The following is a 13,095-nucleotide window of genomic DNA, read 5'->3' on the forward strand; positions in this document are numbered from 1 at the left end:
CCTTCCGGCGATCGATCAAGAGGTGCCCCATGTTCACCCACCGTTCGACCACATGCAGCGTCCGGGCCAGCAGCCGGATGCGCTGGCTCTCCGGCCTTCTGGCGTTTCTCGCGGTCATCCTGTCCTCTGGACACGCAGCTCAGGCCGAGTCGCGCTCCGCCTACAGCCTCGTCGGCGACGACAAGGTGAAGGTGACCATCGTGGACTGGCGGTCGGGCGAAGGTGAATACCGGGAATGGGAGGCACTGGGCGGTGTCTACCGCATCGACGCCGTCGGCCGAATTGCGATCCCTCTCGTCGGCGAAGTGGACGCGGCGGGCGTGACGACCAGCGAACTCGCCGATCGGATCGCCGGCAAGCTCGCCGGCCGATCGTCCACCGGCAAGCCGCCGTCCGTATCGGTGGAGATTTCGGAATACGGCCCGATCTACGTCACGGGCGAGGTCGAGAAGCCAGGGCAATATCCGTTCGCGCCCGAACTCACCGTGATGAAGGCTGTGAGCCTGGCCGGCGGCTTGCGCCGTCCCTCGGATCCGGCTGAATCCCGCGTCGAGCGCGAACAGATCCAGTCGGCCCGCACCCTGAAGGAAGGCCAGATCGACCGGAACGACCTCCTTGTCCGCCAGGCTCGCTTGCGCGCAGAACTCGCTAGCGAAGACGATTTTGCCGTGCCCGAGGCGATTGTCGGCGCACCCAACGTCGAACAGATCGTGGCCGACGAACGCTCCTTTCAGAGACTTCGCTGGACCGAGTTTCAGGGTAAGCTCGAGGCTGCGCGTAGCCTGAAGGCGCTCTTTGCCGAGGAAATCGACTCGCTCGTCGCCAAGATCGCGTCGCAGGAGGAACAGGTCGCGCTCGTCGGCCGTGAACTCAAGAGCATCAGCGATCTCGTCCAGCGCGGACTGACGGTGTCGTCGCGTGAATTCGGCCTGCAGCGGATCGTGGCGGAATCACAGAGCCAGCTTCTGGATCTTCGCGTAGCCCTCACCCGCGCGCGGCAGGCGCAGGAGCAGGCCGAGCGCAGCCTGACGGAACTGGCGAACGAGCGCAATTCCCAGATTCAGTCGGAACTGGGCACGATCGCCACCCAGCTTCGGAAGGCCGAGCTCGCGATCCGCATTGCAGGCTTGATGATGGACGAGACAGCCTACTTTTCCGCTCGCCTGGATGCCGGTGACGCTGAGAATAGCACCCGGATCGCCTACCGGATCACACGGAAGAACGCCGCAGGAGGACAAGCGGTCATTGCCGCCGATCCGCAGACGATCATAGCGCCCAGGGATCTGGTCGAGGTGATCACGATGCCCCACGGGGCATCGACCTCCGCGGTCGATGGAGGAACGGGAAACAGTCCTCAGGCAGCCGACAGGCTCACGAGACCGAATTCAGGCGCGGCCGGGCCGAGCTGACCGCGCGCCTTGTCAGTGCGTGGGTTGTTCGGACTTGGCGTCGGGACGGGGCGTTGCAGCCTTGCCTGGAAACCAGGAACCGGAATCCCTGCTCGCGGATCTCGATACGCCCGGCTTGCTTCGCATCCGATCGGTCAATCCGGCATGCACCAGGAGGCCGGCGAAATAAGCGACCTGCCCGGCCAGATAGAAGATCAGAACGGCGAAGAGACTGGTGCCCATGGCCAGGGTGGCGACGAGCTTGGCTGCCAGTAGAATCGTGAGAAAGATCGCGAAACCACCGATACGCAGTTTGAAGCCGGCTGCAAAGCAGACGGCACTGACTGCAATCAACTCCCAGGGCACATCTTCCTCCAGCGGCTTGGTGCGGCCCGGTTCTGCCGAGCGCGTGCCTTATTCCCCACAGCATACTATATTTCTTCAGATACCGTTACAATTTTGAACCGTTGTCATAATTGTCGGCACTGTTCCGTTACGTCGCAGGGCTCCAAACGCAACGTCGAACCGCAGCATCTGCGGCCCAAGCGTCCAATCCAGACAAAACCCCATTTGCGCGATCCACCGGCATTAGCCGAGGATTCCCCTCGCGCAAGATGCTCGCTTCCGCATGGCGCAAACAGCCATGGTTTCCCGCCACGTCGTCGGACGGAAAGACTGCATTTCCCGCATCACTTCGCCGAAAAACAGACTATGACACCCAAGCTTGGCGCAATTCAGGCCGAGACTTGAGATCATCGCAATCAAATGATTATCGCGCGAGAATCAGCACACGCAAAGGTGGCATTTTGTAGGGGCTCGAACCTCCCGGCGATCTGGGGAGCGTCCCGCCGGTCTGGAGACCGATGGATCGCAGAAGGCCATCGCCGACATCTTTTCGCAGCCAGTGGTGCGCGGGTATCCGAGAACCGTGGAATGCCGGAACGCATATCGAACGCGATCCTAAGACCGTCGCTCAGGTTAATCGATGATATCGGGATTTGTCAGCGATGCTTCCACGCCGCGCAACTCGCTGGCGCTGCTCAGAGCGTACTGCGTGACGCGTCAGCCCCTAGGAGATTGCTCTTTGTGTGCCAGCGCCATGCGCTCTCGATGCTCGAAGCAAGATCGTGTTGCGGCTGCCAGCCAAGAACGTCCCGCGCGCGCCGGTTGTCGGCCAACAAGATGGAGGGGTCCCCTGGACGCCTGTCTGCCCTGCGGGTTTTGACCGGACGGCCGGAGACCAACGCCACTGTCTCCACAAGTTCGGCGACCGAGGTTCCGGTCCCCGTCCCCAAGTTCAGGGCCACGCTTGCCCCATCGTTCAAAAGATACTCGACGGCGCGGACATGAGCATCGGCGAGATCGATGACATGAACATAGTCGCGGATGCACGTGCCATCGGCAGTGTCGTAATCGTCGCCGAAAATCGTGAAACAGTCACGCTGGCCGAGCGCGGTCTCGATCACCAGCGGCACCGCATGCGTCTCAGGGGTATGCCATTCACCGATGCGCGCCTCGGGGTCCGCTCCGGCCGCATTGAAATAGCGGAGGATGGCGCAACGGATCCGGTCCAGCCCGGAAAGATCACGCAGGATATGCTCGACGAGGAGCTTGCTCCAGCCATACGGACTGATCGGGGCCTGGACGTGATCTTCGGTCAGCGGAGTGAACTGAGGAATTCCGTAGGTGGCGCAGGTCGAGGAGAAGACGATCTTGTCCACGCCCGCCGCTTCGGCCGCGGTGATGAGCGACAGCGTTCCCGAAACGTTGTTGTCGTAGAATGCGAGAGGATCGCGCACTGACTGTGCGACCTCGATCAACCCGGCGAAATGGATAATGGCGTCCGGCTGATACTGACTGAACACGCTGCGCAGCCGGTTCGTATCTCGAATGTCGCCCTGTTCGAACGCCCCCCATCTCACGAACTCAGCATGACCGTTTGACAGATTGTCGTACACGACTGCCTCGTAGCCACGCTCGGCGAGCAGCAGGCATGTGTGGGCACCAATATACCCGGCGCCACCGGTGATCAGGACTCTTTTGGTCATGCCGAACGCATCCTGCATACTTGTTAATCCACCGGCCAGCCGGCCGAACTGGCGGTTCCGACGCGTTACCATCGGGCAGACGGGAGCGGATTGGAAGCAGTTTCCCCTCGCAGACACACAGAAGGAAGATGCCCGATTGCCTTGCGCACCATCTCGGCCTGCCGTCGGACGATCTCATGGCGGGGATATTGGGTCGGATTGACGTCGCCCCGGGACGATTCCGGGCTATCGAGGGCTTCATGATCCTCGCCGGTCGGAACGCCAATCGTCCTGACCAAAGCCATCGCCGATGGCACGATGTCCGCTTCTGCGAAACCGGACGGGCCATCGCCGGCCGGACATTCCGCCCGGATCTTTCTACGAGGCGGGAGGAGACGCAAAGCCCATCGCCGCGCAAGATGAAGATGCGGAGGAGGATGGACCGTCTTCGTTTCCCCTCCAACCACACATCGTTGGAAGCGGTCATGTTCGCGGCTCGCACACTCGGGAGACGGCCTATGAACCGTCCTGCTCAATGAGCGAGGACCCGGTCGCCAGATATTTGGGGGGGGGCTGGGGCCGATGCAGCAGCCGGAGACGCCTTGACGTCGCCTCAGCTCATGGCGAGAACCGCATATCGATGCCAATGCCCTACAGGTGCTGGTGCTCTCCATACACGCTCCTCAGACAAGGCGGTCGACCATGGGAATTGTCGCAAAGGCGACTGCAGTCGTGGGTGGCGCTGTCGCGCTCGTCAGGCGCTTTGGTTCTCCGTCGCATCAAGCCGTCGGGCTGACACCCCAGATTCCGGAGGCGCGAAAGCAGGGAATCATGACCTTGAAACTTCCCGCCGCAGAGGGCTGGAAGGACGGGCGCCTGCCCACCTGCGCGCCGGGGCTTCAGGTCAATGCCTTTGCGTCGAACCTCGATCATCCCCGCTGGATCGAGGTCCTGCCCAATGGCGACGTCCTCGTGGCGGAGTCCAGGGAACATCCGGAGAGTCCGCGCTCCCTCATGGACCATGCTCAGCAGGCCACAATGCGCCGCGTCAAGGCGATCGGCCCCAGCGCCAATCGTGTCACCCTCTGGCGGGACGCGGATGGGGACGGTGTCGCCGAGCGCCGCGAGGTCTTCGTGGAAAACCAGAACCAACCCTTCGGCATGGCGCTGGTCGGCGACCGGTTCTTCCTCGGGAACACGGACGGCATTCGGTGTTTCGACTACCGGCCAGGCGATACGAGCCTCACGGGCGGTGGTGAAAAACTCGTCGACTTCAAGCCGCACGGGCACTGGACCCGCAGCCTGATCGTCTCGCCGGATCGGGCAAAAATTTACGCTGGCGTCGGTTCGCTGTCCAACATCGGCGACAAGGGGATGGCGGCGGAAGAGGGTCGCGCGGCGATCTGGGAACTGGACGTTACCACCGGAAAGGCGCGGATTTTTGCCTCCGGGCTGCGAAACCCGGTCGGCATGGCCTTCGAGCCGGTCACCGGAAAGCTCTGGACCGTCGTCAACGAGCGCGACGGGCTCGGGGACGAAACGCCGCCCGACTACCTTACGTCCGTCGAAGAGGGTGGCTTTTACGGCTGGCCCTATTGCTACTGGGGCAGCACCGTGGACGATCGTGTCACGCAGGCTCCGGACCTCGTCGCCCGTGCCATCCAGCCGGATTACGCTCTTGGCGGGCACACGGCATCGCTCGGCCTCTGCTGGATGCCGGGCGGCAACTTGCCGGGGTTCGGCGAGGGCATGGTGATCGGCCAGCACGGATCGTGGAATCGCTCGACGCTCAGTGGCTACAAGCTGATCTTCGTCCCCTTCGTCAATGGCGCGCCGAGCGGACCGGCTCGCGATATCCTCTCCGGCTTCCTGTCCGAGGACGAGAAACTTGCCTATGGACGTCCCGTCGGCGTGGCGATCGGCCCGGACGGCAAATCGCTGCTGATTGCCGACGATGTGGGAGACATCATCTGGCGCGTGACCGCCGCGTGACACGGTCGGTCGCACCATAGCGGATCGCGAAGGTTGAAACGAAGCCCTAGACCTGGAATGGGCGCATGCAGGTGATCCCGACCACGCGGGAGTCTCGACTGCGCGCCGCCACCCCGATGGTCGAGCGATTGCGGCGGGTTGCGTCAGCGAAACAGCAGTGAAGATCGGTCGAGGGCGGACCGCAAGGAGACTGGCGGCTCCCGGGCTCGGCCGGCGGAAAGCTGTGACAATGATGCGCAACCTTGCTGGCCGCATCACGGCTCTGTGGATTTCTTCGGTGATGACTGCACCATGGGGCGTTCTTCCTTCCAGAAAATAGCATGGAAAGAAGCTTAAAGAGACATATCAAGCAGTCGATGGTCCGTCTCCGCACTTACTCCAGGTAGATCCTCCCGAGAATACCTCTTCGCTATCATATTCATTTCTACTATCCCAATCGAAGCATCACCTAGCACAACCCCAACTAAAACTCTATGCGTACTAATTGAAGTGCTTCCCATTGAGACCCTCACGATGGGAATATCCGTGAGCTGCAACGACAACCTCTAGTCGATTACTCACATCTAGCTTCTGCATTATCATTGTCATGTAGTGTTTTACTGTCTTCTCTCTAATATTCAGCGCAGCGGCAATATTTTTATTGGTGCATCCCTTCATCAATAAGGCTACAACTTGCTCTTCCCTAATGCTCAAGACAGGCATCTCGCCCGCTGTTTGCTGAACGGGATGATGAAGTGCTCTGATAACCTTGGTAGCCAAACGGGGGTTGACGTAGTTATTACCGCTCATAACGCATGATATCGCGTTTTCTAATTCGTCCAAAGTGCTCTCTTTTAGCGCGTAACCATCGGCACCAGCCTCCAATGCTTCAATAGCACAGTCCACGCTTTCAGATGCCGTGAATACGAGAATACGCGCAAGATGTGACATCTTCCGAAAACTCACGATCGCCTCGATCACCCTCCCGGGCACTTGCGTGTCCAAGAGGATCACGTCTGGCACCGTCGACTTTCCGATATCTATAATATCGGAAGCACAGGTCCCAGCGCCTACTACCGAGTAATCAGCGCGCTCAGAAAAAATCTTAATTAATCCGTCGCGAAAAATAGGATGCCCATCGATGATCGCAATCTTGGTAGGGACCATCCCCCCACCTCCTTGACACTGAAATGCCGCAATTGATGATCGCATGCGCATTCCGAAGGGTAAAGGATTTATTGCGAGAATAGCAAAATAGATAATAAGGATTACAATTCAATATCGGCGTCGTGGCTAGCTTCACGTCCCCGGCCTACTTTTAATGGGCTGGGGTGCCAAGGTCGTGTCCCCATCCGTGGTGTAGCTCGGCGGTGGCGTCGTCGATCTCGTCCGCGCCTTTCATCGCGCTGTAGGACGGATCGGCGGCGCGGTGGTCACCAGCGGTTTCCGGTTAGGCTTGGGTTGCGACATCCAACCCGGACCGGAGATCCCCTGATGACCGACGACATGATGAGCCTGCGCAGCCTTCTGGAGAAGACCCCTGATGCCGATCTGCTGCGCGAGATGATCGGCTTTGCCGCCCAGCGGCTGATGGAACTGGAGGCCGGTGCTGCGACCGGCGCCAGCTATGGCGAGAAGAGTGCCGAGCGCCTCGCCCAGCGCAATGGCTACCGCGACAGGGACTGGCAGACGAGAGCCGGCACAGTCGAGTTGCGCATCCCGAAGCTGCGCAGGGGCAGCTACTTTCCCGGCTTTCTGGAACCGCGGCGTATGGCCGAGAAGGCGAGAAGGCGCTGACGGCCGTCATTCAAGAAGCCTATGCCCAGGGCATCTCGACGCGCTCGGTCGACGATCTGGTCAAGGCGATGGGCATGACCGGCATCTCCAAGAGCCAGGTGTCGAGGCTGTGTGAAGAGATCGACGGCAAGGTAAAAGCCTTTCTGGAGCGGCCGATCGAAGGCGATTGGCCCTATCTCTGGATCGACGCGACCTACCTCAAGGTCCGCCGCGGCGGCCGCATCGTCTCGGTTGCCGTGATCATCGCCGTCGGCGTCAACGCCGATGGCCGGCGTGAGGTTCTCGGCAGGGAGATCGGCACCTCGGAAGCCGAGCCGATCTGGACCGAGTTCCTGAGAAAGCTGACCCGACGCGGCCTGCGCGGCGTGAAGCTCGTCGTGTCCGACGCTCACGAGGGCATCAAAGCCGCGGTCACCAAGGTGCTAACGGCGACATGGCTCCCATCCAGCGCCTCGTCGGCGCGCTGCTGCTCGAGCAAAACGATGAGTGGGCGGTTCAGAGGGCCAGGTACATGACACTGGAATCCGTCGCTCCCCTGAGCGATGATCCTCTCGTCAGCCTGCCAGCAACGGCACACTGATCAGCCCGGCCTTGCCGGAAAGCGCCGTGCGATGCCGTGAGCTACACCATGCCCTAGGATACGACCTGGGCCAAAACCGGGCGGATTTTAAAGACAGGTAACGGTCTTGCCTAGGGTTGCTGTATCTGAACAGCCATCGCACTTCAAGGTCAGATGCGGTTCGCTTTGGCTTGGGAGCGGCTATTCCGCATGCCGACACGAGCCAAAAATGAGGGTTGCAGCAAACGCATTGTTGTATTGCTGCCCCTAACGTCTCGGTTCCACGTTGGGCAGCCCCGGAGCCGGCCGCTTTAGCGAGGATCATGGCCGATAAGCCTACCACTCGCTCAGCCTGTCCAAAACACGCGCCATAAGCAGCCAGAAAACCTGACCTACTTTTTGACGTGTACGGCCATTTGGGTCGTGACGTCTGAAACTCCGTCCCGAAGAAGATCAATCACTATGCGGTAGGTACCCGGCACGATCGTCCGGCGGCGACCGCTATAGGCGAGGTAGTTTGCCATCCGCCTCGGCAGAGGCTCGGTGCTCTGATCGAGCATTGTCGTCCCGTCCGGCTGAACGATCTGGATGCGGAATTGATCGCCCTGGCGCATATTAATGGCCCAAACCCAAGCGAGCGTGGCTTCACCACCGTTCTTTGCCACCGGCACCTCGCCCGCAACCAAGCTCGGTAGTGTAGGCGGCATGCTGGACAAACCCGTAGCGAGAATGGCGAGAGCAGGTCGTTCCATCATTCGTCGGACCGGTTCGGCGAATAGCCCGGATAGGGTCGGTCCGCAGCCATGCTCCTCTCGAAGGAAGCGCCCCGTCAATGGATCTATCGCAGCGCCGTCCCGTTGCATCGCAAAATGAACATGGGGAAACTGGGCCTGGCCTGACGAGCCGATGAGCCCTAGCTGCGTGCTTTGGGTGACAGGCATGCCTGGTCGCACGACGATACTGCCCATCCTCAGATGACAGTATTGCGATGTCAGACCACTTCCATGTTCGACAACCACCCCGTTGCCGCACTCAATCCCTTCCAGCTGCGCCGTATCATCGCCGTCCACCATGATGCGGTCCGGCACACCGTCGCGAACTCGGAGAACCCGGCCATCTGCAGCGGATACGACAGGCACGCCGCGGGCCACGTCCACCACCGACCGGACCCTAAAATCCCATCCGTCATGCCCGTCATAGGTCGCATCTCCGCAGAGCGGATCATTGGCCAATGGGCCCGGGCCAACGTCCGGCATCTGCTGGACGAAGCAATCTTTCCCGAGATTGCAATCGACGGGCAGCGCCAACTTTGACAGACTATGATCGGCCTTCGCCGCGCTTGCAAGCAAGCTAATCGAGGCGAGTACAACGATTATCGCTGCGGCGGCGCATCTTACGGATAGCTTGGAGCGCATGGGACAATCGTACTTCGCCGTCTCGGTCACTCTTCTCGGAACGAGCGCATCATCTGGTCGGTAAATGGCTTGACCAGATAGGATAGTGCCGAGCGTTCGCCGGTTTTGAGGAACACCTCAACGGGCATACCTGGAACGAGGATCTGCTTGCCGAGGCCCCGATCCTCGTCGGTGATGGCGATAGTGGAAAGGTAGTAGGTCTGCCCGCTGGCTGGATCGAGTGTCGCCGCGGCACCGACGATGTCAACTCTGCCGTCGATCTCGGGCGTAGTGCGCTGGTTAAAGGCGGAGAAGCGCAGCTTGACGTCTTGGCCCACGCTAACCTGGTCAATGTCGACCGGCGACAGCTTGGCTTCCACGACGAGTTCCTCGCCTTCCGGCACGATCCCCATCACTGTCTCGCCTGGCGAGATGACGCCATCGACCGTGTGTACTTTCAGATCGTTGACGAACCCGGCAATTGGTGCGCGCAAATCCATTCGCGAGAGGCGATCCTTTGCGGCCACGATCCGTTCAGACAATTCGGCCACGCGGGCGTCGACGTCTCTGAGTTCGCGCTGCGCGTCAGTTCGGGTCTGTTGATCCAATTCAATGATCTTCATTCGGGCTTCGCTGATTTGCCCTTTGACCCGAGCAATGTTTGCTTCGATCTCCCCCTTCAAACCGTCGATCTTTGCAAGATCACGTTCCATTATGCGGGTCCGGGTACCCTCGACCAGCTTCCGCTTTACCAGTGGAGCCAGACGGGCCAAATCCTCGGCAATCATCTGACGCTCCAAGGCGTTGGATTCCCGTTGCGATTCCAGTCCCCGAACTTGCTCGCCGTACTGCTCAATCTGGGACTGCAACTGATCGGCCTGGGCGTCGCGGGTGGCTCGGTTGTCACTGAACAGCCGGCGCTCGCCCTCTGCGATTGCAGCCGTCGCACCGGCCGTTTCGAAGACCTGCTCGAACAGGACATCATCAGCTCCGTCGCGTTCGGCGCGCAACCGTGCTTGCCGGCCGATCAGTTCCGACAACTGGGAGGAGATCACGCCGAGCTCCGCTTTGGTCTGGGTCTCGTCGAGCCTGATCAGGACTTCGCCGGCTTCAACCACGTCGCCATTCGCCACGAGGATTGCCCCGACAATCCCGCCGTCGCGATGCTGAATCTGCTTGACCTGCTTCTTCACCGTGACCTTACCTTGGGCAATAATCGCTCCGGAGAGGCTGGCTTGGGCCGCCCAGCCACCGCATCCCACGATCAGGGCAGTCGCCAGCAGGCCTGACGTGATAATCCGTGAGCGAATGCCGAAGCGCTGTCCGGCCTGCGTCGCCTCGCTTTCCTGGGCCTTTTGCGTGCCACTCATCTCATGCTCCTCCAAGGATTATTGCGTCGGCGATCGCGGCTGTCGGCTTCAACCGTCGTCGCGGCCAGCCAGGATAAAATCCTGTTCGGTCAGCAAATGCCGACCATGCAGGACGAGCTCGAATTCCATCTCGGGATCTTCGTCGAGATTCCCGCCCACAATGGTGATGTCCCGGTCGCCAGTCTCGTCGGCGATAAACTGATGACGATAGGTCACGGCGCCGATCTCCGCGGTCGTCGACGAAGCGGCGCCGGCAAAGAACAGCTTTTGCGCAGCGAAGTCGTCGAGGTCTCTGCCGAGACGCGACAGGTCGATACGGTCGCCGACCGAGAAGTCCTGGATATGGTCGCGAGGCCCGCCCTCGTTGGTCAAGGCGTCGAGGGAGCGGAACACGAAGATGTCGTTACCCGCACCGCCGACCATGATGTTGACCTCATCGTCGGCAACGAGCCGATCATTTCCATGACCACCGCGAATGTTCTCAATCTCGAAGAGACGAGCCTCGCGGGTGCCGTCGATCGTCACCCATCCATCAGGCAAGTTGATCGTCGCGTCGAAAACAATCTCGGACAGATCCAGCGTATCGTTGCCGCCACCGCCATAGACGGTGTCAGTCTCGCCATCTGCCACGAGGGCGATGCAATCATCGCCCTCTCCGCCCTCTAGGGTATCAACGCCGGCGCCGTCGAACAGCATGTCGTTGCCAGCGGCGCCGATGATGTAATCGTCACCGTCATCGCCGTGCAGAATGTCGTCGCCCTCGCCACCGTCGATCGCGTCGGCCCCCGCGCCGCCGTGTACTTCATCATTGCCGATGTCACCGAAGATCTGGTCGTCGCCGCCGTTCCCATGCAGAACGTCGTGGCCTTCACCACCGTCGATCAAGTCGGCCCCGGCGCCGCCGTGCGCTACGTCGTCGCCCTCGCCTCCATGGATTGCGTCGTTGCCGGCACCGCCGTGCAGCACGTCGTTGCCACTCGCTCCGAACATCGTGTCGTCGCCATCGTCGCCATGGAGGACGTCGTCGCCTTCGCCGCCGTCGAGTGCGTCATTGCCGCCACCACCGTGCAACTCATCATTGCCGATGCCGCCGAAGAGCTGGTCGCCACCATCATCGCCATGAAGGACGTCGTCATCGGCACCGCCGTCGATCATGTCGGCCCCAGCACCACCGATGAGGACGTCGGCTCCAGCCCCGCCCTCGATATGATCGTCGCCGTCGCCCCCATGGATGACGTCAGCGCCGTCTTCGCCAAAGAGCCGATCGTTTCCGACGCCGCCGTCGATGTAGTCGTTGCCGTCTCCTCCGTGGGCTTCGTCGTTGCCGTCGCCACCGAAGATGACGTCGTTGCCGGCATCGCCATAAAGAAGGTCGTCGCCCTGTTCGCCAAACAGCGTGTCATCGCCATCGCCGCCGAACAGGATGTCATTGCCGCGGCCGCCCCATAGAATGTCGTTGCCGGCGCCTCCGACCAGCCGATCGTTACCGTCGCCGCCATAAAGGATATCGTCGCTCTCGCGGCCGTAGATCATGTCGTTGCCGCCGCGACCATCGATCAGGTCAGCATAGGGCGTGCCGATCAGCATATCGTCGCCATCGGTGCCGACGATCGCTTCGGTTTCCGGCAGACGGATTTCCAGATGCGCTGTCTGCATGACGACTTCGTCGCCGTCGCTGACCTGGTAACGGAAGACCACCGCTCCGGTCTCGTCGGTTGCAGGCGTGTAAAGCCAACGGTCAAGACCGATACGCTCCAGTCTGCCGCCATCCGCCTCCAGATAACGCACGATCAGCGTGTCGCCGTCGGGGTCGCTCGCGCCGTGAAGCAGTTCCCCCATGGTGATGATCACCGACAGGTTAAGCAGCCCGTTGTCGAGATAGACCGGGCCGGAGAGAACCGGACGACGGTTTGTCTTCGTCGGCGCCGGGTCATCGTCATCTTCGTCGCCGGGTGTTGTTTGATCCGGGTCCGGATCGAGAGCGCCGGGGTCTTCGTGATCGCCGGGGCCAGGTCCGTCGGGTTGACCACTCGTGGGCGGTAGGCTCACGACGGGTTGGTTATCATTGGCTGTCGGCAGCGACGAATTTGTCCCCGTCGGATTGCCCGATCCCAACGGTCTGGAACCGACATTTGCACCAGTCGTATCGGCGGGTGCCATCTTCGTCGCTCGTTCAAAGGCGGCCTGAGAGGGGCCGTCCCCCGCTTGCGGGAACGCAAACTCCGACACGTCAAAGGCAGGCAGCGGCCTGCCCTTGGCTATGGCATCGAGGTAGTCCGAGATCCGGACAACCTTATCCAGAGCAGCCGCATCGGCTGCTTCGATGGGGGCAGCCGTCGTCGCCTGAACGTCCGGGGTCTGGTTCGGCTGCGGTGAGGACTTCTGGTTGCCGGGCGCTTCCTTCTCCTCCTCATCGTCCTGGAAGATCTGTTTGAGTATGCCCGCGAAGGCCACGACGAAGAGTGGCAGCACGGCCAGGGAGTTCACCCGCGAAGCGTTGTCCTTGATCTCGAAACGCTTCTTCGGCGCATTGGCCGCGTCCTGGTCCGGTATACCGAGTGTCAGCCTGTCTTCCATCGCCGCCACCTC

General features: G+C 61.1%; 8 protein-coding genes and 1 pseudogene. 3 read left to right on the plus strand and 6 right to left on the minus strand.

Features of this window, described 5'->3' with window-relative positions; translation table 11 throughout:
- Positions 1–29: 29 nt before the first annotated feature.
- Positions 30–1,409: a polysaccharide biosynthesis/export family protein gene (locus SI859A1_RS11520; RefSeq protein ID WP_009209940.1), complete on the plus strand. Its 1,380-nt coding sequence runs from the start codon at positions 30–32 to the stop codon at positions 1,407–1,409.
- Positions 1,410–1,421: 12 nt separating this feature from the next.
- On the opposite strand, the gene SI859A1_RS11525 is transcribed toward SI859A1_RS11520, so the two are convergent.
- Positions 1,422–1,754, minus strand: coding sequence for a hypothetical protein (locus SI859A1_RS11525; protein WP_148233817.1), 333 nt, complete (start codon positions 1,752–1,754; stop codon positions 1,422–1,424).
- Positions 1,755–2,428: 674 nt separating this feature from the next.
- Positions 2,429–3,436, minus strand: coding sequence for a UDP-glucose 4-epimerase GalE (gene galE, locus SI859A1_RS11530; protein ID WP_040326489.1), 1,008 nt, complete (start codon positions 3,434–3,436; stop codon positions 2,429–2,431).
- Between the two features lie 681 nt (positions 3,437–4,117).
- Here galE and SI859A1_RS11535 point away from each other — a divergent pair.
- Entirely contained in the window at positions 4,118–5,407 is a 1,290-nt protein-coding gene (locus tag SI859A1_RS11535; RefSeq protein WP_009209943.1) for a PQQ-dependent sugar dehydrogenase, read from the plus strand.
- A 480-nt stretch (positions 5,408–5,887) separates the two neighbouring features.
- Here the strand turns inward: SI859A1_RS11535 and SI859A1_RS20910 are convergent, their stop codons facing one another.
- On the minus strand, positions 5,888–6,553 hold the full coding sequence (locus SI859A1_RS20910) for a LuxR C-terminal-related transcriptional regulator (RefSeq protein ID WP_009209944.1): 666 nt from the start codon (positions 6,551–6,553) through the stop codon (positions 5,888–5,890).
- A gap of 327 nt (positions 6,554–6,880) precedes the next feature.
- On the opposite strand from SI859A1_RS20910, the pseudogene SI859A1_RS20345 reads away from it, so the two are divergent.
- Positions 6,881–7,620 (plus strand): annotated as a pseudogene (locus SI859A1_RS20345) (IS256 family transposase); the annotation flags it as partial.
- A gap of 514 nt (positions 7,621–8,134) precedes the next feature.
- On the opposite strand, the gene SI859A1_RS20915 reads toward SI859A1_RS20345, so the two are convergent.
- The 3 genes from SI859A1_RS20915 to SI859A1_RS20350 are packed head-to-tail and all read right to left on the minus strand — an operon-like array spanning position 8,135 to position 13,083.
- Entirely contained in the window at positions 8,135–9,157 is a 1,023-nt protein-coding gene (locus SI859A1_RS20915) for a M23 family metallopeptidase (RefSeq protein WP_081451380.1), read from the minus strand.
- Between the two features lie 26 nt (positions 9,158–9,183).
- Positions 9,184–10,506: an HlyD family type I secretion periplasmic adaptor subunit gene (locus tag SI859A1_RS11560; protein ID WP_050767509.1), complete on the minus strand. Its 1,323-nt coding sequence runs from the start codon at positions 10,504–10,506 to the stop codon at positions 9,184–9,186.
- Between the two features lie 48 nt (positions 10,507–10,554).
- Positions 10,555–13,083: a calcium-binding protein gene (locus SI859A1_RS20350; RefSeq protein ID WP_050767510.1), complete on the minus strand. Its 2,529-nt coding sequence runs from the start codon at positions 13,081–13,083 to the stop codon at positions 10,555–10,557.
- Positions 13,084–13,095: the final 12 nt, after the last annotated feature.

Origin of the sequence: Aurantimonas manganoxydans SI85-9A1, from assembly GCF_000153465.1 — a bacterium.
GTDB classification, from domain to species: domain Bacteria; phylum Pseudomonadota; class Alphaproteobacteria; order Rhizobiales; family Rhizobiaceae; genus Aurantimonas; species Aurantimonas manganoxydans.

What these genes read in the sequence shown, in the direction of transcription:
- SI859A1_RS11520 (WP_009209940.1), top strand. Translation starts at nt 30, where the DNA reads ATGTTCACCCACCGTTCGACCACATGCAGCGTCCGGGCCAGCAGCCGG.
- galE (WP_040326489.1), bottom strand. Translation starts at nt 3,436, where the DNA reads ATGACCAAAAGAGTCCTGATCACCGGTGGCGCCGGGTATATTGGTGCC.
- SI859A1_RS11535 (WP_009209943.1), top strand. Translation starts at nt 4,118, where the DNA reads ATGGGAATTGTCGCAAAGGCGACTGCAGTCGTGGGTGGCGCTGTCGCG.
- SI859A1_RS20910 (WP_009209944.1), bottom strand. Translation starts at nt 6,553, where the DNA reads ATGGTCCCTACCAAGATTGCGATCATCGATGGGCATCCTATTTTTCGC.
- SI859A1_RS20915 (WP_081451380.1), bottom strand. Translation starts at nt 9,157, where the DNA reads ATGCGCTCCAAGCTATCCGTAAGATGCGCCGCCGCAGCGATAATCGTT.
- SI859A1_RS11560 (WP_050767509.1), bottom strand. Translation starts at nt 10,506, where the DNA reads ATGAGTGGCACGCAAAAGGCCCAGGAAAGCGAGGCGACGCAGGCCGGA.
- SI859A1_RS20350 (WP_050767510.1), bottom strand. Translation starts at nt 13,083, where the DNA reads ATGGAAGACAGGCTGACACTCGGTATACCGGACCAGGACGCGGCCAAT.